Annotated in this window: 11 protein-coding genes and 1 rRNA gene; 4 read left to right on the forward strand and 8 right to left on the reverse strand. The window is 38.3% G+C overall.

Annotated features, from left to right (window positions below; translation table 11 throughout):
• Nucleotides 1-15: 15 nt before the first annotated feature.
• Both NMK36_RS19405 and NMK36_RS19410 read left to right on the forward strand, forming a co-directional pair.
• A complete protein-coding gene (locus tag NMK36_RS19405) occupies nt 16-5,550 on the forward strand; it encodes a PAS domain S-box protein (RefSeq protein WP_254174429.1) in 5,535 nt (1,844 codons plus the stop codon).
• Between the two features lie 50 nt (nt 5,551-5,600).
• Complete coding sequence (locus NMK36_RS19410) at nt 5,601-5,990, forward strand: response regulator (RefSeq protein WP_072719842.1); 390 nt, start codon at nt 5,601-5,603, stop codon at nt 5,988-5,990.
• A 253-nt stretch (nt 5,991-6,243) separates the two neighbouring features.
• On the opposite strand, the gene NMK36_RS19415 is transcribed toward NMK36_RS19410, so the two are convergent.
• Complete coding sequence (locus tag NMK36_RS19415) at nt 6,244-9,411, reverse strand: valine--tRNA ligase (RefSeq protein WP_254174430.1); 3,168 nt, start codon at nt 9,409-9,411, stop codon at nt 6,244-6,246.
• Between the two features lie 240 nt (nt 9,412-9,651).
• On the opposite strand from NMK36_RS19415, the gene rrf reads away from it, so the two are divergent.
• A 5S ribosomal RNA gene (gene rrf / locus NMK36_RS19420) occupies nt 9,652-9,768 on the forward strand.
• Nucleotides 9,769-9,938: 170 nt separating this feature from the next.
• On the opposite strand, the gene NMK36_RS19425 is transcribed toward rrf, so the two are convergent.
• The 7 genes from NMK36_RS19425 to NMK36_RS19455 all read right to left on the reverse strand — a co-directional run bounded on the left by NMK36_RS19425 (nt 9,939) and on the right by NMK36_RS19455 (nt 20,783).
• Nucleotides 9,939-10,256: a hypothetical protein gene (locus NMK36_RS19425; protein ID WP_254174431.1), complete on the reverse strand. Its 318-nt coding sequence runs from the start codon at nt 10,254-10,256 to the stop codon at nt 9,939-9,941.
• Nucleotides 10,257-10,423: 167 nt separating this feature from the next.
• Complete coding sequence (gene lepA / locus NMK36_RS19430; RefSeq protein ID WP_072719846.1) at nt 10,424-12,238, reverse strand: translation elongation factor 4; 1,815 nt, start codon at nt 12,236-12,238, stop codon at nt 10,424-10,426.
• A 118-nt stretch (nt 12,239-12,356) separates the two neighbouring features.
• Nucleotides 12,357-12,680, reverse strand: coding sequence for a DUF1825 family protein (locus tag NMK36_RS19435; RefSeq protein WP_072719847.1), 324 nt, complete (start codon nt 12,678-12,680; stop codon nt 12,357-12,359).
• Between the two features lie 227 nt (nt 12,681-12,907).
• Complete coding sequence (locus NMK36_RS19440; protein ID WP_254174432.1) at nt 12,908-15,865, reverse strand: PAS domain S-box protein; 2,958 nt, start codon at nt 15,863-15,865, stop codon at nt 12,908-12,910.
• A gap of 322 nt (nt 15,866-16,187) precedes the next feature.
• Nucleotides 16,188-17,522 (reverse strand): IS701 family transposase, encoded by a 1,335-nt coding sequence (locus NMK36_RS19445; protein ID WP_072718077.1) that lies wholly within the window; start codon nt 17,520-17,522, stop codon nt 16,188-16,190.
• 194 nt (nt 17,523-17,716) lie between these two features.
• Nucleotides 17,717-19,060, reverse strand: a complete 1,344-nt coding sequence (locus tag NMK36_RS19450; RefSeq protein WP_254174433.1) for an AAA-like domain-containing protein — start codon at nt 19,058-19,060, stop codon at nt 17,717-17,719.
• Between the two features lie 337 nt (nt 19,061-19,397).
• Nucleotides 19,398-20,783: a cytochrome P450 gene (locus NMK36_RS19455; protein WP_254174434.1), complete on the reverse strand. Its 1,386-nt coding sequence runs from the start codon at nt 20,781-20,783 to the stop codon at nt 19,398-19,400.
• Nucleotides 20,784-21,028: 245 nt separating this feature from the next.
• On the opposite strand from NMK36_RS19455, the gene NMK36_RS19460 reads away from it, so the two are divergent.
• Nucleotides 21,029-23,224 (forward strand): phosphoketolase, encoded by a 2,196-nt coding sequence (locus tag NMK36_RS19460; RefSeq protein WP_254174435.1) that lies wholly within the window; start codon nt 21,029-21,031, stop codon nt 23,222-23,224.
• Nucleotides 23,225-23,437 lie beyond the last annotated feature (213 nt).

The following is a 23,437-nucleotide window of genomic DNA, read 5'->3' on the forward strand; positions in this document are numbered from 1 at the left end:
ACATCTCAATGGTCTATGGCCCTAACACTTGCTTGGTTAGATAATTTAGAAGCTGCCATTATTCCAGATCCCCTACAAGCTGCACTCGATACTCCCTTAGATGAAGTAATCGCATTAATTACCCACTCCAGAGGAAGTTGTTATCTGCATTCATCAGAATCTAACCCCTTGGAAATGGCAAAACAAGAAGGTCGGGGCAGTTGTGTTATTATTGTGGAGAATAATCAACCCATTGGCATTGTAACAGAACGAAATATTATTCAATGGATTGCCAAGGAAAAACATACAGAAAAGATTAAAGTCAAGCAGGTGATGAGTCAACCTGTTGTCACCCTTCAATATGAAGAGACACAGGATATTTTTGCAGCTATCAATCTATTTAAAGAGCATTCGATTCGTCATTTACCCATCGTTGATCAAGGAAATCTGATTGGATTAATTACCTATGATACGATTCGGGGATGTTTACAGCCTGAAGATTTATTGCGGTTTAGAACTGTTTCTGAAGTCATGAATCATCAGGTGATTTTGGCAACGGCTCAAACGTCTTTATTAAAAATAGCACAACTAATGGCAAATCATCATATTAGTTGTGTGGTAATTGTGACTCAAGATGATCCAAAATATCCCGTAGGAATAATTACAGAACGAGATTTAGTTCAATTTCAAAGGTTGGGGTTAGATTTGAATCATACCCTAGCTGTAGCAGCCATGAGTTCTCCTATTTTAACGCTAAATCCTGATGATAACTTATCGGTTGCTCATCAAATCATGGAGTTTAATCGTATTGGTCGTTTAATTGTTACGGGAAACCAGGGAGAATTATTAGGATTAATTACACGCACTAATATTTTACAGATATTACAGCCTTTAGAAGTTTATAATGTTATTGAATTATTAGAAACACAAGTTAAACAGTTACAAGATGACAAAATAGAACTGTTAGAAAGTCAGAATTTAAACCTCAAACAAACAGTACAAGAACAGACGGAAAAACTTTATTATCGGGAACAGGAATTTCAACTCATAGTTGAAACGGCTCCTGATATTATTTTTAGAATTGATTTAGATTTAAAATATCTCTATTTTAATCATGCTGTTGAAAAATTGGTAGGAGTTCCGGTTCAAGATTTAGTCGGTAAATATCCAGAAGAAATTGGGATTGATCAAGACGTAATCAATATTTGGAAAAACTGTCTTCAAAAGGCAATTGAAACGAAACAAGAACAAACAGTTGATTATCCCTATCCGACTATCAACAGTTCTATTTGGTATCAAACTCGACTGGTTCCTGAATATTCTCCTGATGGGACTTTAATTTCTTTTTTAGGAATTGCTAGGGATATTACGCCGCAGAAACAGGCAGAAAAAAAACTGTATCAACAACTGGAATTAGAAAAAATATTATACAAAGTAACGATTAATATTCGTCAGTCTTTATCTTTAAAAGAAATTCTAAACACAACGGTGACAGAAATTAGACAACTCTTAGACTGTGATCGAGTTTTAGTGTATCAATTCGATGCTGAATTTAATGGTCAAATTGTTGCAGAATCTGTTACTGTTCAAGGAAATAGTATTCTGGGAATTTATTTAGAAGATACTTGTTTTAAAATGGGCGGTGCTGAACATTATTTGCAAGGGAAAAAAACTGCTATTAATAATGTTGAAACCGCAGATATTTTACCTTGTTATTACAAGTTACTATCTGATTTTAATGTAAAAGCTAATTTAGTCGTTCCCATTGTCATTAACGATCCTGCCTCTGCTCATCAGTTATGGGGATTATTAATTGCTCATCACTGTACTGCACCCCGTGAGTGGTGTTCGGATGAGTTACACTTATTAGATCAACTGGCTGTTTCTATTTCTATTGCCATTCAACAGTCTCAACTTTATCAACAAATTCAATATGAGTTAAAAGAACGCTGTAAAGCAGAAGATGCTTTAATCAAATTGAATGGTGAATTAGAGCGAAGAGTGCGAGAACGAACCGTCGTCTTAAGCCAAACGAATCAACAACTTTTAAATGAAATTCAAGAACATCGACGCACCGAGAAAAAATTACATCGTCAAAATATTAAGGTTGAATTATTTACGGATATTACTCTGAATATTCGTAAATCTTTACAACTCGAAAAAATATTGCAAACGACTGTAACCGAAATTCGTCATATTTTAGATTGTGATCGCGTTTTAGTTTATCGTATTTTTCCGAAAGGAAAACAACAAATTATTACAGAATCAGTTATTAATCCAGAATTATCGCTTCTGAATAGCATTTTAAATGAGAACATTTTTTCTGATTCTTGTATTGAGTTTTATAAACATACAAAAGTAAAAGCGATTGATAATATCGAAGAGGTCTATCCTTTAGATAACCCAGGAAATTTATGTATGAGCGAGTTAATGCAGCAATTAGAGGTTAAATCTAAATTAATTGTTCCGATTTTTCAAAATGGTATACTTTGGGGCTTAATGCTGGCGCATCAATGTTATCAACTCCATCAGTGGACAGAATTTGAAATTGAGATTATGCAGCAAATTTCCGAGCAAGTAGGAATTGCGATCGCCCAAGCTCAATTATTAATGGATTTAAGAGAAAGTCAAGAACAGTTAAAGGATTTATTTGAAAATGCTAATGATTTAATCCAACTAATTTCTCCTGAAGATGGACGTTTTATTTATGTAAACCGAGCTTGGAAAGAAACCTTAAAATATAGCGAGGAAGAAATTAAAAAATTATCGGTTTTTGATTTAATTACAATCCCTGAAGAAATTTCTAGCTTTCGTCAATATTTTGAACGCTTAAAAAACGTAGATTTTATTAAACAGAATTCTATTGAAACAGAATATATCACTAAAACTGGAGAAATTGTGATTTTAGAAGGCAGTGCTAACTGTCGGTTTGAAGAGGGTAAACCAACGGTAATTCGCGCTTTTTTGCGGGATGTTACGGCTAAGAAACAAGCCGAGAAAAAACTCAAAAGTGTCCTGCAAGAATTAACTTATCATAAAATCGCCCTTGATGAAATGGCTATTGTAGTCATAGCAGATCGCAATGGGGTTATTAATTATTTTAATTATAAATTTTCTCAGACTTATCAATATTCATACGAAGAAGCAGTGGGGCAAACCTTTAGTTTAATTAATTCACATTATCATCCTCAGAGCTTCTTTAAACACCTTTGGTCTACAATTTCTCAAGGAAAAGTATGGCGGGGTGAAATTAGAAATCAAGCCAAAAATGGAAATTACTATTGGGTGGATACAACTATTGTTCCGTTTGTGGATGATCAGGGTAAACCGTTCCAATATTTGTCAATTATGTTAGATATAACCGAACGGAAATTGGCAGAAAAAGCCTTACAAATCAGTGAGGAACGTTGGCAATTAGCCGTTCATGGAAGTAAAGATGGAATTTGGGATTGGAATGTTCCAACCAATGAAGTTTTCTTTTCCCCTCGGTGGAAAGAAATGCGAGGGTTTGATGAAGATGAAATTAGTCATCACTTAGAAGAATGGATATCTCGAATTCATCCCGATGATGCTGAGAGGGTTTGGCAAGGAATTCAGGATCACTTTCAAAGAAAAACGCCTTTTTTTATGGCTGAATATCGGGTAAAATGTAAAGATAATTCCTATAAATGGATTTTAGATCGGGGTCAAGCACTCTGGGATGAAAACGGCCAAGTGATTCGCATGGCAGGTTCTGAAAGTGATATTAGCGATCGCAAATTAGCAGAAGCCAAACTCTTAGAATTAAATCAACTCCAACAAGCCATTTTAGATGGTACAAATTACGCCATTATTTCAACGGATATCAATGGAATTATTCAAGTTTGGAACCGAGGTGCAGAAAATTTACTCGGTTATCAAGCTGAAGAAATAATTGGTAAAACAACTCCTGCTATTGCTCATGATCCTCAAGAAATTCTGGAACGTTCCTATAGTTTATCTTTAGAATTAGGAACTAAAATTGAACCGAGTTTTGATGTTTTTGTTGCGAAAGCTCGTCTCGGACAGATTGAAGAACGAGAATGGAGCATGGTTCATAAAAATGGAAGAAAATTTCCGGTTTTACTCTCGGTTTGTTCCTTGCGAGATCCGATAGGAAATATTACTGGATTCCTAGGAATTGCTCAAGATTTAACGGAACGCAAACGCAGTGCTGCCGAAATTAAAGTGGCGGAAGAACGGTTTCACTTAGCGATTCAAGCCGCACAAGATGGCTTTTGGGATTGGGATTTCATCACAAATGAGATTTATTTTTCTCCCCGTTGGAAAGAGATGATTGGCTATAATAATGATGAATTACCGAATACTCTCTCCTCCTGGGACAAAGTTATTTTTGAAGAGGATAGAATTGCTGCCATTAAATTGATTGAAGACTATAACAAAGGTCGAGTAGATCGATTTCAGAGCATTCAACGTTTTTATCATAAAAATGGTTCCATCGTCTATATTTTATCGAGAGCCATTCATCTAAAAGATGACCAAGGAAACGTGATTCGCATGGTGGGTGCTCATACAGATATTACAGAACTTCAGAAAGCACAAGAAGTATTAAAACAACAGTTAGCCGCCATTGAAGCCGCCATTGATGGTATTGCGATTTTAAAAGATGGGCATTATATTTATTTGAATAAAGCCCATGTTGAAATGTTTGGGTATAGCCATCCTCAAGAATTACTAGGATACAGTTGGGAAAGTTTGTATATACCGGAACAAGTTCGTTATTTTGAACAGCATACTTTTCCTGTTTTATTCCAACAACGTCATTGGCAAGGTCAAACGACAGCTAAACGTAGAGATGGAAGTACCTTTGTTGAAGAAGTTTCACTGACTTTAACCGATGATAATTTATTAATTTGTGTCTGTCGAGATGTGACTGAACGCTTAAAAGCGGAAGAAAAAATCAAAGCTTCACTGTTAGAAAAAGAAGTTTTATTGCGAGAAATTCATCATCGAGTTAAAAATAATCTCTATGTGATTTCTAATTTATTAGATTTACAAGCGGATACCTTAGAACAGGAGGAACAACGGAATTTATTTGCAGATAGTCAAAATCGGATTCAAACCATGGCATTAATTCATGAGCAACTTTATCAATCTGATGATTTATCCCAGGTGAATTTTGCAAATTATATTCAAAATTTAGTCGAAAAGTTAATTTCATCTTATCAACCCAAAGACTGTAAAATCAATATTAGTCTGGATGTTGAACCTGTAACTTTAAATTTAGAAACGGCGATTCCCTGTGGATTATTAATTAATGAGTTAGTAACAAATGCGTTTAAATATGCTTTCCCTGACTCAACAACTGGAGAAATTAAAATTACTCTAAAAATGGATTCTGAACAACAAATTTATTTAAAAATTAGTGATAATGGCATCGGGATTCCAGAAGATGTAGATTGGCAAGATAGCCCTTCTTTGGGATTAAGATTAGTTAATATTTTAGCTGATCAATTAGAGGCAACCCTTGAATTAGACTGTACCCAAGGTACAAGTTTTACTCTAATTTTTCAAGAACAAAGCTATAATTAAAAATTAATATGAGCTTAATGTTCAATTAATATTCAGAGGGTTTTAAGCCAATGACAGCGACCATTTTAATTGTTGAAGATGAATTAATTGCAGCCGAAAGTATTGCCCGGAGTTTAAGAAAACAAGGGTATACAGTTATTGCTCGAATTAATTCAGGAGAAAAAGCCTTAGAACAGGTAGCGAAAAATTGCCCGGATTTAATTTTAATGGATATCCACTTACGCGGCGAATTAGATGGGGTAGAAACCGCAAAACGCATTCGAGAACAACACCAAACTCCCATCGTTTATATTACTGCTTATTCTGATACCTCTACCATTGAACGCACAAAAGAAACCAATCCTTCGGGCTATTTAGTTAAACCGTTTAAATCTCAAGACGTGATTGATATTGTTGAAAAAGCATTACAATCTATAGCATTAGGGAACAGGGAACAGTAAAAAGTGAAAGGGTTTTAGGATTTAGAAGTGTTCCCTGTTCTACTTTTTCCAGGGAAGTTTGGTTCCCATTTCCGTTAAGGCTGAAAAGATTAAGTAGAGCGTTAGTACAGCAATTCCTAACAAAAATAATCCTAAATCTTGATTCATCATAATCCGTTTTTGTGATTAAGAAATTGCCCTATCCTGATTTAGAAACAGGGACTTTACAGGCTAAATAGCTGATTGTCTGTTCCCTGTTCCCTGTTCCCTATTATTATGAAAATTGACTTAACCGTTCTCGCAGAATTTCCGCTTGTTTTTCAGCTTCTGCTAAATTATTACGGGTATTTTCCACCACTTCGGGTTCGGCACGGTTAACGAAATTCGGGTTATTCAAATTGCGTTGAAACCCTTGAATTTCCTTTTCAACTTTAGCCAATTTTTTCTGCAATTTGGTTTGAAAAGCGGCTACATCAACCACACCCGCTAACGGCATTAACACCTGGACTGTTCCCACAACTCCGGCTATAGTTTGTCCTTCATTTCCGGTTAACTGTTCTGTAATGGTTAAGGTTTCGACTTTACCTAACTCTTGAATATAGGTTTGCCCTTGTTTCAAGATATCCTGTTCTTTGCGGCTTTCCGTTTGTAGAATAGCATTAACTTTCACTTTCGGTTTAATATCCGCTTCGGCTCGTAAATTTCTAACAGTACGAATTGCCCCAATAATTAACTCAAAATCTGCTTCCAATTTCGGGTCAAGAATGGTAGTAATTTCCGAAGCAGAATCTTGAGAAACAGAGGAAAAACTGTTAGGAACTTGTAAGTTTAAATCAACAGGTTTGACAGGTTCTCCACTGCCGATAAATTCGTTTTTTAACTCTTGTAGAATTTTCCCCAGTTCTTCTCGTTGAGACGCCTTCAACAAATAACGATACACAAACCAGCCGGAATACCCCATCCCAATCAATTCAAAAATATTTGGTAGTAACGGGATTTCATTAATAGCATTCAACGCCGCCACAAAACATTTAACTGTTAAAAAGGCAACGAAAAATAACCCCGTCAAAATTAACGGTTTTTGATATTGTTTAACGAAATCTCCTATCAGGTCAGGTAATTCTAATAGGGTACTCAAAACTTGACCGACAATTGAATCAGGATCTTTAACAAATTTGCCTAGCCGTTGCACTTCTAAGATATTTTCTTCAACCACAACCGGATAAGCTTGCAATGCTAAACAATCTTCTTCCCCAGTTTGCGTTAAACTATGCCAAATTTCCTCAGTAATATGGGGCATAAAGGGATGGAGAAGTTTTAAAATTCCTTCTAACACATAAGCTAAAGTTTGTTGAGCAACGTGACGAGAATCAGCATTTTCTCCTTGTAAACGGGGTTTAACTAATTCAATATACCAATCACAAAAATCTCCCCAAATAAACTCATAAATGCCTTTTGCTGCTTCACCAATGCCGTAATTTTCCATCTGGTTACGGGTTTGTTTAACAGTTTGGTTAAAACGAGACAAAATCCATTGATCACTCAGTTCTAACTGATTAATATTGGGTTCTCCTAACTGTTTCGGAGATTTCCCGTCTAAGTTCATCATTACAAACCGAGACGCATTCCACAGTTTATTGGCAAAATTTCGAGACGCTTCAACGGAGGCAGATTCATCGGTTTCTCGATTATATTCTAAACGAATATCTTGCCCTGCACCAATCACTTCTTTCATTAACGTAAACCGGACAGCATCGGTTCCGTATTTATCAATCAGTAATAACGGATCAATCCCGTTTCCGGCAGATTTTGACATTTTTTTGCCGTTTTCATCCCGAATTAACCCGTGAATATAAACGGTTTTAAACGGCATTTTTCCGGTAAAATATCCCCCCATCATTGTCATCCGAGCAACCCAGAAAAAGATAATATCAAACCCCGTTGATAAGGTAGCGGTGGGATAATATTTGCTTAAATCTAAAGTTTTTTCCGGCCATCCTAACGTTGAAAACGGCCATAAACCGGACGAAAACCAAGTATCCAAAACATCAGGATCTTGTTCTAAAATTACGGTTTCTCCAAATTTTGCAATTGCTTTTTCTTGGGCTTCCGCTTCAGTTCTCGCCACAATAAACGGTGTTTCATCGGTAATTTTGCCATCAGTTTCACTAATCGCATACCAAGCGGGAATTTGATGGCCCCACCACAATTGTCGAGAAATACACCAATCGTCTAATTTAACTAACCAATCTCGATAAACCTTCGTCCAGCGTTCAGGAACAAAGGCGGGAGAATCTTGTTGATCTAAACAATCTAAGGCTTTATCTGCTAAAGGTCTAATCTTAACAAACCATTGGGTTGATAATAGCGGTTCTACCGGAACTTTACCGCGATCGCTATAGGGAACCGTATGTTTATAATCTTCAACTTTAACTAAAAATCCCAAATCTTTGAGACGTTGAACCACATTTTTTCGCGCCACAAATCGATCTTGCCCCTTGAAGGGCCCTGCATTTTCATTCAGAGATCCATCCTGATTCATAATATTAATCATGGGGAGTTTATGGCGATGACCCATTTGAAAATCATTCGGATCATGGGCGGGAGTCACTTTCACACAACCCGTACCAAAACTCGGATCAACAAATTCATCCGCAATAATCGGAATTTCCCGTTTCATAATCGGTAAAGTTAGGGTTTTTCCGATTAAAGCTTGATAACGAATATCATTCGGATTAACTGCAACTGCCGTATCCCCTAACATCGTTTCCGGTCGAGTGGTTGCTACTTCCACATAACCGCTACCATCGCTTAAAGGATAGCGAAAATGCCACAAATTGCCATTAATTTCTTTATTTTCTACTTCTAAATCCGATACCGCCGATTGACTCGCCGGACACCAATTGACTAAATATTTACCCCGATAAATTAAGCCATCTTCATATAACTGAATAAACGCTTCTAAAACCGCTTTTGATAATCCTTCATCCAGGGTAAATCGTTCCCTTGTCCAATCACAAGAAACTCCCAACCGTCGCAACTGATTAACAATGGTTCCCCCCGATTGTTCTTTCCATTCCCAAGCTTGTTCTAAAAATTTTTCTCGTCCTAAATCGTAGCGGGTTTTGCCTTCGGCTTTGAGTTGTCGTTCTAAAATTGTTTGGACTGCAATACTGGCGTGATCCATCCCCGGCAAATACAAAGCGTTGTCACCCTTCATGCGATGATAGCGAATCAAGGCATCAATCAGGGAGTTATTAAAGGCATGACCCATGTGCAGACTTCCCGTCACGTTAGGGGGGGGAATCATAATGCAATAGGGTTCTCCCGGTTGGTTGGGGTCAGCTTTAAACACCTGATGATCTTCCCAATACTGTTGCCATTTGGCTTCGGTACTGAAGGGTTCGTATTTTGTGGCTTGGCTTGGGGTCGTTGCAGTCATGGGTTTCGACAAGATGGACAATTTTAGACAATCCTTTCTATTTTGCCACATTTCGGCTAGAGGGCTGCTCTTTCATCCTAGAAACCTTGAACCGTATGGGCTTGAGCGATCTAAAAATTTTTTTGAAATAGGGGTTGACATTCCTAAAAAAACCGAGTAGATTAGTAAATTGTGAGAGGCAAGCAAACAACACACAAACGGCTGCAACCTCTCAAAATCAGTGAAAGTTTACAAAGCTTTCCTGGTGCCTATGGCTCAGTGGAACCACTCCGATCCATCTCGAACTCGGCTGTGAAACGCTGACACGGCGAAGATACTTGGCGGGTAGCCGCCTGGAAAAATAGCTCGGTGCCAGGTTAATACTCAAAAAACCCCTTCCAGTGGTAAATCGGAGGGGGTTTTTTGTATTCACAGATTTTTATTATTTTTTATACTCGGTTAATATACTGTTAAAACATCAATATCTCGAAGGCGTAAACCCACTGTAATCGCTGAATGGATGTGTTCATCCATGTAAATTGCTAGACTCATTTTAATAGCCCTTGAGCACGTAATCTAGCAGCAAAAGGAGATTCACCAGCTTCAATTTCTGCCAGTTTAACATAGTCTTCTCGTCGCTTAATTTCTGCATCAAGTTCTGGTTTATGATCCCAATAATAAGCTAAACCAGAAAGAATTTGACTCATGGTTAAATAGCGATGATTGAGGTGCAATTCTGCTGGACTCCAACTATAAGCAATTTGAGTTTCAACTAATTCAACGACTTTCATTGTAGTTCCAGCTATGATGGGAATATTCTCTTCATTTAGCTCTACATATTTATACTCGGTTTTTGTAAGTGTCATAGTTTCTACTTTACAGATAGTTCTAATTAAGATGAGGAGGCGGTCATCAATCAACCCCCTCAAATTATGAAATGGGTCTAACTAGCTAATAGCACTAATAAGATGAGGTTAATAGGCTATAAATAGTTATCCCATTCTACAAGAATTCGGGTTTTTAAATCAACAATTTAGGATTCTTGATTCAACCGTAATACCGCCATAAATGCTTCTTGAGGAACATCCACAGAACCCAAAGATTTCATCCGTTTTTTACCTTTGGCTTGCTTCTGTAAAAGTTTTTTCTTCCGGCTAATATCCCCCCCATAACATTTAGCTAACACATCTTTTCTTAAGGCTGGAATATGTTCACTGGCGATGACTTTAGATCCAATTGTGGCTTGAATGGGAACTTTAAATTGATGACGGGGAATCAATTCTTTGAGTTTTTCCACCATAGCCCGTCCAACGTGATAAGCTTTATCACGGTGAACAATCATGGCTAAAGAATCAATTGCATCTTTATTAATCATAATATCGAGTTTAACTAAGGCATTTTCTCGATATCCAATTAAATGATATTCCATACTCGCATAGCCACGAGAGCGAGATTTCATCTGATCAAAAAAGTCCGTGACCACTTCCGCTAAGGGTACTTCATAAACTAATGTGGTTCGTCCCTGGGCTAAATAACGCATATCTTTAAATTCACCCCGACGACCCTGGGCTAATTCCATTAAACTCCCCACATAAGCTTCTGGGGTAATCATTTCTACCCGGACATAGGGTTCTTCTATTTTTTCTCGGTGGTTGGGTTCAGGTAAATGACTAGGGTTATCCACCATAATCACTTCCCCTTTTTGGGTGGTAACTTGATAAACCACCGAAGGAGACGTTACAATTAAGTCTAAATCATATTCCCGTTCTAACCGTTCTTGCACAATTTCCATGTGCAGTAATCCTAAAAATCCACATCGGAAACCAAACCCCATTGCACTTGAAGTTTCCGGTTCATAGGATAACGCCGCATCGTTTAATTTCAGCTTTTCTAAGGCTTCTTTTAAGTTCGGATATTCATCAGAATCTGTTGGAAATAATCCACAAAACACCATTGGTTTTGCTTCGGTATAACCGGGAAGGGCTTCTTCAGCTTGGCTATTGGCTAAAGTAATGGTATCCCCAACTCGTGCATCTTCAACAGCTTTAATGGCGGCGGAAAAATAGCCTACTTCTCCAGCATGGAGTTCATCAACGGGAATTTGGGTTGGAGATAATACGCCAATTTCATCGATTTCATATTCTTTCCCCGATGCCATTAAGCGAACGCGATCACCTTTTTTTACCCGTCCATCCATCACCCGAAAATAAACAATCACGCCTCTATAACTATCATAATAACTATCAAAAATTAACGCTCTTAATTTCTGATCAACGGTATCTTTTGGAGGCGGCACTAAATGGACAATCGATTCTAAAATTTCATGAATTCCTACTCCTTCTTTAGCCGAAGCTAACACCGCCCCCGAACAATCTAACCCAATAATTTCTTCAATTTCACTTTTAATGCGATCCGGTTCGGCTCCGGGTAAATCAATTTTATTTAAAACCGGAATAATTTCTAAGTTATTTTCTAACGCCAGATAAACGTTGGCTAAGGTTTGCGCTTCTACCCCTTGGGACGCATCCACGACTAATAACGCGCCTTCACAAGCGGCTAAAGAGCGGGAGACTTCATAGGAAAAGTCAACGTGCCCCGGAGTATCGATTAAATTTAATACATACTCTTCACCGTCATCGGCTTTATAATTCATCCGGGCGGCTTGCAGTTTAATCGTAATTCCCCGTTCTCGCTCTAAGTCCATCGAGTCGAGAAATTGTTCCTTCATTTCCCGCTTTTGAACCGCACCCGTCGCTTCCAACAGTCGATCTGCTAGGGTAGACTTGCCATGATCAATATGAGCAATAATAGAAAAGTTACGAATTCGAGAAACTGGAACGTTTGTCATAAAGTGATATTCACAAGCATAATAGGGAGACTCCCGTTAAAGTAACGAGGGTTGGCTTCAAGTATTTTAACAAAAGAAACCCAGGGACACACCGATTTTTTTAGGGAAACAGAGGGGATTAGGGCTGTTTTTCTAATTCCGACTTCATCCGTTCTAGGGTAAGGTGCATTTGTTCAAACATTTGGTCGGGGGTAATTCCAAACTGGCCAAGTTGGGTGCGTAACTGTTCAACGGTCATCTGGGCCATAAAGTCTTCGGACAGTTCAAACCGCTTCATAAAAATGCGGTAACGATCCATAATCCCTTCCATCTGCTCAATATAGAGTTTTTTGCCTTCGCGATCAAACTTGCCATAGTCACTCCCAAGCTTGATCATGGATTGATAATCTTCAAATAGCTGTTTAGCTTCTTGTTGAACGATGTCTGAATCAAAGAATCCCATAGTTTCTCGAATTTTTTTAGGTATAGGGTTTGAGTTTAAGAGATTGGATAGATTTTTTCATATTTTAACCCCTGGGGAGCGGGTTACTCACACTGTTACAAGTCGCAATTTCCGTACTTCGGATTAAATAGGGAACAGGGAACAGGGAACAGGGAACAGGGGGAGCGGGGGAAGAAAATAATGGGTTTGTTACTGGGTACTGTTATGATAGACTGATAACCTAATCCTTATTTTTCGATTTGATTTCGGATATGTTCTAAATATAATTTAGCAACTCGATCAATGGGATTTAGGGTTAAACACGCCTCAAATGTCTTAATTGCTTCCTGATGCTTTTGGAGATTATGCAGAGAAACCGCTTCTTCAAATATAACTTTAGTGGCTAATTTTCCCTCCTTAATGACAGGTGAATCAGCATCAAACACTTCAAAAACAGACACCTTTTCCGATTTGCCTTTAACATTAATTCGACCCATTAAGCGAATGGCATAAAGGCTGGGATTGTGTAAGGCTTTTAAGGTATGTTCAGAAATTAATAAAGGGACACCAAAATATTTAGTTACCCCTTCAATCCGAGACGCTAAATTCACAGCATCACTAATCACCGTACTGTCCATCCGATTTTCTCCCCCTACCGTTCCTAACATCAGAATTCCGGTATTAATTCCAATTCCAATCGAAACTTTAGGGCGGTGAGGCTGTCCTCTTTTAGAATTATATTCCTCCAGTACCTTTAACATGGTAATTCCCGCTTGAATGGCATCATCTGCACCGCCATTAAATAAAGCCATAATCGCATCGCCAATATATTTATCAATAAACCCTTGATGTTGAGTAATCGCAGGTTCCATCCGCGAAAGATAGGAATTAATAAATTGGAAATTATCTTCCGGGGTCATCTTTTCACTGATGCTGGTAAAGTCCCGAATATCAGAAAACAAAATCGACATTTCATGTTGTACACCTTCCCCTAACTTCACTTCGGCAATACTGTTATAACCTAGGAGAGATAAAAATTCTTGAGGGACAAAACGAGTTGCTGCTTCTGTTAATTCTAATTGCGTTTGCATGGCAATTTCTAAATTACTATTGACTTCAAATAGTTCTTCAATAAACTGTTGACGTTCAACTTCAGCTTTTTTTCGTTGGGTAATATCAGCAATAAATCCTTGATAATAAAGTAAATTTCCTTCGGCATCAAAAACAGGTTTAGCACTGGCAGAAATCCAAATTTTATGCTGATCAGCCCGATAAATTTGGAATTCAAAATTAGAAATTGTTTCCTGTTGCTGCATTAAATAAATAAATTCTATATGACGTTCCGGCTCTACATATAACGGATAATCAGAATCCTTTAAAATCTCCATCAAAGCGTGAGGAGAGTCATACCCATAAATCCGAGCCATGGCTGGATTAACATTAATATAAGAATGTTGAGGATTATATTGAAAAATTCCTTCTAACGCATTTTCATAAATACTTCGATAGTTTTCCTCTGCAATTCGCAAAGCTTCTTCCGCTTGACGACGTTCTGTAATATCAATTCCTACCGCAACAATAGCACCGCCTTGTTGATATTTTTGTACCACAATTAAATAATAACGTCGTTGATCATTATAGAGAATTGGCAAAATTTGAGACGCTGACTGTTCTGGACTAGCGAGAAACTGACGCAGGAATTTAACATAGTCTGAACTATTTTGAAAAAATCCGATTTCTCGACCAATAATTTCTTCAGGTTGCAACCTTAAACGATCCGCTAAGTCACGATTGACCCCCAAATAAATCCCTTCAGAACTCATCCAAGAAATTGAACCGGGTACAGCATTTAATACCGCTTCTAACTGTTCCTTAGCCGCCGATAAAGCTTCTTTTGCCTGTTGCAAATCAGCGTTTTTAGCTTCTAATTTAGCAAAGGATTCTTGCAGTTGATAAGTCATCGTATTAAACGAACTCGCTAAAATTTCCAGTTCCGTAATGCCTTTCGCTTTAATATGTTGATCTAATTCCCCTTGAGCAATAGCTTTCGATGCGCTACTTAATTTTAAAATCGGTTCTGAAATCCAACGAGAGGTGATCATTCCGGCTAAAATAGCGATCGCTAATGCCACTAAACATAACAAAATCGTCAAGCGATTATTGGCATTAATTTCATCCATAAAATCGCTTTCTGGAATCACCACCACAATTAACCAATCTAATCCTCGACCATCTTTAAACGGTAAAACTTGAACAAATTGACGTTCCCCTTGAAGGGTAAATTCGGTTTGTAAAGATTGTTCTAGGGTAGCAAAACTTCCATATTGATGTAGCAGTTGTCGGGTTGCGCCTCGAATTAAAGGATTTTGGCTGTCTATGGCGGGGAGAAGTTTCGCCTGTTTTCCTTCCCCAACGCTGAGGGGTTCATCGGTAGAACTTGATAATAATTGACCGGCGCGATCGCTAACAAATGCAATTCCCGATTTTCCAATGGATAAACTGGATAGGAATTTACGGAAATCATCAGGAAGTAGCACATCCGTCGCACAAACCCCTAGAAGATCCTTAGTCGTCGGATCATAAATCGGTTGACTAGCCGTAACCGTGGGTAATCCTGTTGAGAAGGCTAAATAGATATCAGTCCAGACGGGACTTCCTGTTTGTTGAGCTTTTTGATACCAAGGGCGTTTGCGGGGGTCATAAATCGTGCCACTATCCCGCTTTAAGGTCGTCGGTCGTCCTTCAGTATCAATATTGTAGAGGTATAAATGCTGTCCCGTCCAGGGGTTTGCTGTCCACAAACCGATAGAATTATCATCCAAAATTCGCACCGCCCCTAAAAATTCTCCTTGAGAAGTACCACAATAGATCGCATAAAGTAGGGGAGATATTTTTAATTGATCTAATAGGGGGAAGACACTTTCAAGGTTAGCAACATTCAATTCCCCTCGCAGAAACGCCCGACTATTCAGTTGATTTAATCGATAGGGGTTCTCAAAATAGCTTTTGAGTTCCTGTTGAATTCGGGCACTGAGTTCGCTCCGCAGTTGAGACGCTAGGGTATTGACTGCTTTTTGAGCATTTCTAAAAGAAAGATACCCAACTAATCCAACCGCCGCAACAATTTGAACGACAAAGGTAACGACTAGAGTTGTTCGCAAACGCACTTTAGGTAATTTTTGGGGAACAGTACGGGGTGCTGACACAGTAAATCTCATGATTCTGATCGGTTAGAGCAGTGGATGGAAGATGATGACTTTATTCTGAATCCTGGGTCTTTCCACAGACATTTTTGCATAGCACCCCCAAGCTGAAGGCATCATAACTCATAATAAACCGTCTGCAAGAGAGCAAGTGTTTATAAAATCACGGTTCCTCTCCCCATCTGTCCCAGAGGGAATTTTTCCCCCTTGTTCAATAGGCAAACTTCTGATTTTACGAATTAACATATAGCCATCAATTACAGGCATTCATTCCAATATCCCTCTTCTGTCACTCTCCGAAATCAACAAGTAATAAAAAGTAGAGTTATCCATTGGGAAAATAAGATTGAAATTGATTAATATTCTCAATTAATTTATGAAAACCCACTAATAAATGGCGGTCGGGAAAAATATCTAGCCACGGGACAATCAACCACAATATAATAGTAGGCTGAATTATTAAACGCAGATTATTTAAAACATTTTTCCATCCCTCTTTGTGATTCCATTGTTGATGAGTTGAGCAATCGGTGGTGTTTTTTTTGCTCTCAGATTCTCGGGGACTGCCTTGACTTAAAGACCGGAAAACTTCGGAGTTGAAACTAATCATTAAATACACACAGAAAATGATTTCCCACCATTTTTCTATATCGGGAAAATCCGTCAACCGATAATCAGTCCAACCCAGTTCTTGTTTACATTGTCGAAATCCATATTCCACCCATGTTCTTAACCCGTATAAATTACCTAATGTCTTTTTCATCTGGCTTCTCTTCTCTGTTAAATTTGTCATGACAAACGAAGTTGATGTTTCTGGCATCGTTTCTGGATCTGTGGTAATTTCCCAATAGGTTCTTGTACTTCTTTTCCCAAATATGATTTCTCTAATATATCTGGTTTCTGATTCTTGATTGCTAAAAATCCTCTCAAATTTACACCATTTGTTGGCTCTAACTTTCTGCTCGCTTGACATCCAGACTCCATGATTACTTCTTATTGCTAGTACCCAAGGAATTTGAAATTGATCTAATGTACTGATAAACGAACTACTTTCACCATAAAGGCTATCTGCTAATACCAATTCAATCTGAAATCCCCAATCAACCAATTCTGTTAGAATTTCTGATGCGATTTCAATCTTAGTTTTGTAGACATCTCCTTCTTTTAATGTTCCTTTGGGTTTAAATACTCTAAACACTAAAGGAAAGGTTATATTTTTATAAACACCGTAAGCATTAACTGATACTATTCCCCGATCTGTTTTGCCCACACTTCCCAAGTATTGTCTAGCTATATAGTCGGTTTTTTTTCCCTTTCTCCTATCTCCTGTCTCATCAATTATTACTATAATCTTCTCTCCTTTCAATGCTTTTAGAGTTCGGGCTAATCTTCTTTCCTTTAATTCCCTTGCTGACCAAGGCGAATTGGCTAAGAAATGATGCAGTGATTGTGGCGACCTAATTCCTACTATTTTAGCAATTTCCGGTAAAGATTTTCTCGGAATTGGTGAGATAATTCCTAGATGTAAGTATTTAAAACATTCGTAACTTCTCACTTCTGGGAATAGGTCTTTATAACCTTGACAATATTCATCAATCACTGAAACTGTTGGTTGTGCATCTCGGGCTAAATGTTTGATCATCTGTAATTCTACATCCATTACCCTATCCCCCTTCTAGCTACCCATCTGGTTTATTTTCTAATTTTACTCCTCGGAGACTGACAGAAGAGGGATAGCTCGGTAAATCAGCCTTGCAAGGGTTAAAAATTAAACAACTTGGGCAACAAAAATATATCAATTATATAAAGTGAAGAATTTTAAAATTTTAGGTTAAATCTAAAATTAAAATTCGATCAAACCTCACTCAAACACTCTTGAAAATATTGTCGATATAATTCACAACTGGGAATCACTTGATTTCCATGAATATGAACTAACCCCATACTTTTTAATTTAAAGGCTTTTACTTGTTCGATTTTGATGGGGTGAGTTGTGCTAATAATTTGTTGATAAGCGGTAACTAAATTAGGATCTTGTTGAAGTAACCATAACTGTTCATGGAGGTGATCGCTATAAATTCCTATATCGGTGTTTGCTTGTTCTAACAATTCTGGAAGAGGAATATTTCGACGCACACAATGATCAAAGGCTAATCTCACTAAATAAGGAAATCCCCCAACAAATTCTGTAAGTCTTTTTAATTCTTGATCGGTTAACCTTAATCCATACCTTTGAGATAAAATTTTAACTTGATCAAGATTAAAAGGATATAAGTCAATCCCTAAACCGACATTAAAGGGAGATTTATTAGTATCTAAAGGAATGTAAATATCGGTGGAGTAAACGATCACAAATCTTAGTTTTTGCCAATTACTAATATCCCGTGTTTCTTCATGCCAAGATCGCAATAAAGCTAAGATATCACGCGCTAAGGACGGATACTCAAATAATTGATTAACTTCATCCAGGGCTAATACAATAGGTTGCTGAATTTTCTCTAATAAATATCCTTGGAAATAGAGAGAGCTACTGACTAATGCTCCTACATCTTCATCCCAAAATTCATCGAGTTCCGATTCTAATCCTAACTGTTGAGTCACATTGGCACACAACCAACGTAAGAATTTTTCTGTTGAGGTAAAAACTAAACTACTCGCCAGATGAAGACTTAAACGAACCGGGTGATAATTTTGCTGTTGAGAATAATCTAAAATTCGAGCCATTAAAGAAGTTTTTCCCATCTTTCGAGGGGCTTTAATTCGCAGTAATGCCCCTTGATTTTTAATTTCGAGATAACACATTGGTTCACTGGAGGAACGCTCAATATAAAATATAGAATTAAGCGGAACCTGGCCTTCGGGAGATTCTAAAGAAATGGGTTTAGGTAAAACCAGTTCTGGAAAAACGTTAGGGATAATTTTAGTCCCTAATTCCCGGTCTAATAAACAGCGACAATTTGCTTTAGTCACTTTTTCGCCCACCAAGTCCGATAAGAGTTGCCAAAGGTGAGGGGCAACCCCATTTTTTAAATAACTCGGAGAATAACCATTCTCTTCAGCTATTTGATCGTAGGTTTTTTTTGTTTCTAATAAGGCTTCTGTTAAAATTATTTTTTGGATATAACTTAGGGGATTTTTACCTTTTGCTATGACTAAAGCTTCAGTTAATCCTAAAAGTTCCTCAAGACTTTTGACCATGATTAACCTCTATGTCCCTAGACTGACTCACTAGATCATCAGATCTGGGTATTTTAATGATTATGACAATAGAAGACCTATTTTAATTATCTATCTCAATTCTAAACAAAAACTAACTTTTTGTATAGAGGTTAAGTTTAATCAATTGCTGACTCAAGAATTGATTGTTAAAGGGGTTAATCTGTTGGCTTTTCGGGTCAATTTATTGTCCCTTATTCATCTTTGATATATCCCTGGGTATGGAGAATAAAAACCTTGTTAAAAGTTTTTATCCCCCTGAGTCGATTCTAGCACTAAACCTGGATATTTTTCGTGGATATTACAGGTCTAAACTAGACTACACTGTACGGACTAAATCGATAGTTTTTTGGGGCTGTGAACGTTTATTCAGGAGTTGCATTTTAATCCCTCCTTTGGGTGCTAAAGTTACCCCTCGACGGACTGCTTTTACAGGTTGTTTTTCCAACAAATTTAACTCATAATTTAACAAAATTGTAGCTAACACTAACTTCATTTCATATTGAGCTAAGGCCATCCCTAAACATAAACGACTTCCGCCTCCAAAGGGCAAAAATTCATAGGGAGAAAACTTACGTTCTAAAAAGCGTTCCGGTTTAAATTGATCCGCTTGCGGATACAAATCTTCCCGGCGATGGGTTAAATAAATACAACCCACCACTTGAGTTTTTGGGGGTAATTGATAACCCATCAAATCCACTGATTCTTTATTAGTGCGCGCAAATGTTAACATGGCGACGGGATAAATTCGCAAAGTTTCCTGACAAACGGCTGTTAAATAAGGCAAGCGAAAAATATCCATTCCATCAGCATTCAAGGGCAAATTTGTTAACTCTGACCTTAATTTTTCATGGACTTCTGGCTGGCAATGAATCCAATATAATGCCCATGACATCGCTGTAGCAGTCGTTTCATGTCCGGCAAATAAGAATGTTAATAACTCATCTCGTAATTCTTGATCCGTCATCGGGTTGCCGTCTTCGTCCCGTGCAGCGATCATTAAATTCAGCATATCTTTTCGAGATTCATCCGGGTTTTCACGACGTTCTCGAATTTCTGCATATAATAACTCATCAATTTTTTGACGCTGTTTCAAGAAATATCCCCAAGGACTCCAAGCTCCTAAATCTTTTTGTAAAATTGGAAAGAATAAAAAACTGGAACTCAAGGGAGATTTAAAAACGTCTAACATTCCTGACAATAGCTGTTTCAACTGACTATATCGTTCTCCTGTATATACCCCAAAAACCACTCTTAGAATTACATCTAAGGAAATTTCTTGCATTGTTTCTCTAGCAATAAAAGGTTGTCCTTCGGATAGTTGATCGATGACTTTTTGGGTAATATCCGTGATTAATTCCCCATAGTCTCGCATTCTTTCCCCATGAAAGGATGGCATTAATAATTTTCGTTCTCGTTTGTGGCGATCGCCCTCCAACAGAAAGATAGAGTTATCTCCAGTTAAAGGGGATAAAATTTTATTCACCGAACCTGGAGCTTCAAAGATATCATCCGTTAAAACTTTTTGAATACCTTGGGGCTCACTAACAAAAATCCAAGGAGTGTTTGCACCGAGAATATAATTGGTAAAGATATCCCCATATTTTCGGGCGTAGGTATCCATATAATCAAGGGGGTCAGCAATCCAATATACTTTTTCTAGGAAAGCAGAACGTGAAGATGCGGGAGGGAGTGGTGTATTCATAATCAAGGTTTCAGTTTGTTCAAATTAAGTTAGAGTTTCTTCTATGGTAACGATATGCCAAGAATTTGCAACCGGGCTAAAATACTCCCATAACACTGTAATAACAGACTGATTTTTTACCTATTTATTGAAATCAATGATTTTAATTTATCTCCCCTGTTGAAAAATATAATCATTTTTAGCGACAACCAATTGTAAAATAAATCTTAACTCAAAAAATTAGAATGACCGAAAAGGGATTAAACATGACAGCAACAACATTACCAGAATTTTGTCAAGGAATTCAATATTTTAGCGAGAGTTTCCCCGAATTTGACAGCTATGGTAAAACTCCAATTATTGCTGAAAATAGTGTAGCGATTTCTGATCCCCATGATGCCACAGCCGCTTATCAAACCTTGCTTTATGCCGATGCTCTGCGTTATTTAACCTTACAAATTACTGCGAGTAAAGCGTCTGGACACCCTGGCGGATTTGCCTCTAGTGTAGAAGCTTATGCCGCGTTAGTGATGCTCGGTCATAAAAATATTATGACAGAAGTGGGACACCATGCCCCAGGGTTTTATAGTGCGGTATTCTTAGATCGTTCCCTAGAGGATATGGGGATTTTCACCGTTCAACAATTGCGCGATCGCTTCCGCGAAAAACATGGACTTCTCGGCCACCTTTCCGGCTATATTCCGGGTTTGCTCAACCCCGCAGGGCCCTTGGGTCAAGGACAACATTTTGCCATGGCTGGGGCGTTGTTACACCGAAATGTCCTATTTCCGTTCACTCTCGGCGATGGGGGCATGGGCGAACCTTACCCCATGAGTAGCATGATGCACTTCAACACTGCCTATCCTAACGTGACCAATTTCTTGCCTGTGTTGGTGTGGAACGGTTACAGCCAAGAACATCATAGCATGGTTTCGACAAAAACCAATGAAGAAATGATTGCCTATTGGAAAGGGAATGGATTTTCAGAAGTGATTTTAGTCGATGCTAAAGAGTTTGATGACCAAAATCAACCCGGTGATTATGTTGATAGTACCGCCTTTTCGATTAATAAGCGGATTGAATTTACCCAAGCCATTTTAGTAGCAATAGATAAAGCTGCAAAATCGGCTTTAGGAGGTAAATTAACCGTGTTTATTATTAAACAATTGAAAGGGGCAGGGGTTCACGCTCGCGGTGCGAAATCTCACAACCTTTATCCAGGGGATACTTTAGATAGTCCCCACATTATTAACGCTTTGAAAGAGCGGGCCTTACCGATCGCAGCTTGGGAATTAGTGCGAACCAATTTAGAACGATCCAGTGGTGGCCCTGCGGCTAAAACCGTTGTCACTGAGTTTGATTACCATTTACCTGATTTGGGTGAATTACCCCTAGAAGAATATTCGGTTGGCGGTGATCCGAAAGTGGCAACAACGGCAATGGGGTCATTAGTCGTTTATGTTGGGCAAAAAGATCCCCATTTTATTGTTACCAATGCCGATGGAAATGCCGCTTCTGGAATTAACAATATTAACCAGGGATTAAAGATTATTCACCCGACAACGGATAATACTTATTTCCAACAACCCCAAGGGCAAGTTTATGAACCCTTAAGCGAAGATGCTTGTGCGGGTTTAGCAGTCGGATTATCCTTATTAGGAGCGAGAACTTTATGGTGTTCCTATGAATCTTTTGCTATTAACGGGGTTCCGATTTTGCAAACAGTAGCCCAAGCCATGGCCGAGTTACGACGTGCTACCCCCTCAACAGTCTGTTTATTCACCGCAGGGGCGTTAGAACAGGGGCGGAATGGCTGGACACACCAACGGCCGGAAATTGAAGCCTATTTTGCGGCGATGATGCGGAGTGGCAACGTTTTCCCGGTATTTCCCCCTGATGCGAATAGCATTCAAGTGTGCTACGATTGGGCTTTAACAACCAAAAATAAGAGCATTATTATTACTGCTAGTAAGTCTCCGTTACCCATCCGCACGACGTTTGAACAAACTCGCCAAGGGTTAAAAGATGGGGCTGTGGTGTTACAGGAAGTCCCTGGGGATAAAACCGTTGTGTTTGCGGTTATTGGGGATATGACCTTAATTCCGGTGTTTGAAGCGGCGGCATTTTTGGAAACTGAAGGAATTGGAGTGCGAATTGTTTCTATTATTAACCCTCGGCGTTTATATCGTTCTCACGATGTTTTATCCGAGACTTGTTCGGAACCGGATAACGATTTTGCCAGTGATGAAACCTTTAATCAACTGTTTGCTGGAGATGCGTTAATTGGAGTAACAGGCGGGTCAAGTTTAATGTTAGAACCGATTATGTTACGCAGCAATTCTAAGCGGGATACCTTTGCTTGGAAACGAGGCGAAACCACCGCCAGTGCAGGGGAATTAATGGCATTTAATGGCATTACTTCGGAAGCGTTGACGAAACGAGCGATTGAGTTGATTCATTAGTCTCCCTATAACTCTCTTTTAGTAAGGGAGGATTAAAAAGCGGATTTCTTTAACAAGAGTTGGCTTTTTTTTAACTGTAGAAGGAACCACAAAGACACGAAGACACAAAGGGGGTTATTGTGGGTTATTCTGGTTCTTCCTCCGAACCAGGATAACCTACCACAGCTAAAATCACTAATTAAATGGTCAGAATTGAGAGGTTGGGGAAGGCTA

The organism is Planktothrix pseudagardhii, assembly GCF_904830925.1.
Lineage (GTDB): Bacteria > Cyanobacteriota > Cyanobacteriia > Cyanobacteriales > Microcoleaceae > Planktothrix > Planktothrix tepida.

Coding starts and splice junctions, on each gene's coding strand:
- NMK36_RS19460 (WP_254174435.1), top strand. CDS start 21,029: ATGACAGCAACAACATTACCAGAATTTTGTCAAGGAATTCAATATTTT.
- NMK36_RS19425 (WP_254174431.1), bottom strand. CDS start 10,256: ATGACACTTACAAAAACCGAGTATAAATATGTAGAGCTAAATGAAGAG.
- NMK36_RS19455 (WP_254174434.1), bottom strand. CDS start 20,783: ATGAATACACCACTCCCTCCCGCATCTTCACGTTCTGCTTTCCTAGAA.
- NMK36_RS19435 (WP_072719847.1), bottom strand. CDS start 12,680: ATGGGATTCTTTGATTCAGACATCGTTCAACAAGAAGCTAAACAGCTA.
- NMK36_RS19410 (WP_072719842.1), top strand. CDS start 5,601: ATGACAGCGACCATTTTAATTGTTGAAGATGAATTAATTGCAGCCGAA.
- NMK36_RS19450 (WP_254174433.1), bottom strand. CDS start 19,060: ATGGTCAAAAGTCTTGAGGAACTTTTAGGATTAACTGAAGCTTTAGTC.
- NMK36_RS19415 (WP_254174430.1), bottom strand. CDS start 9,411: ATGACTGCAACGACCCCAAGCCAAGCCACAAAATACGAACCCTTCAGT.
- NMK36_RS19445 (WP_072718077.1), bottom strand. CDS start 17,522: ATGGATGTAGAATTACAGATGATCAAACATTTAGCCCGAGATGCACAA.
- NMK36_RS19405 (WP_254174429.1), top strand. CDS start 16: ATGGCCCTAACACTTGCTTGGTTAGATAATTTAGAAGCTGCCATTATT.
- lepA (WP_072719846.1), bottom strand. CDS start 12,238: ATGACAAACGTTCCAGTTTCTCGAATTCGTAACTTTTCTATTATTGCT.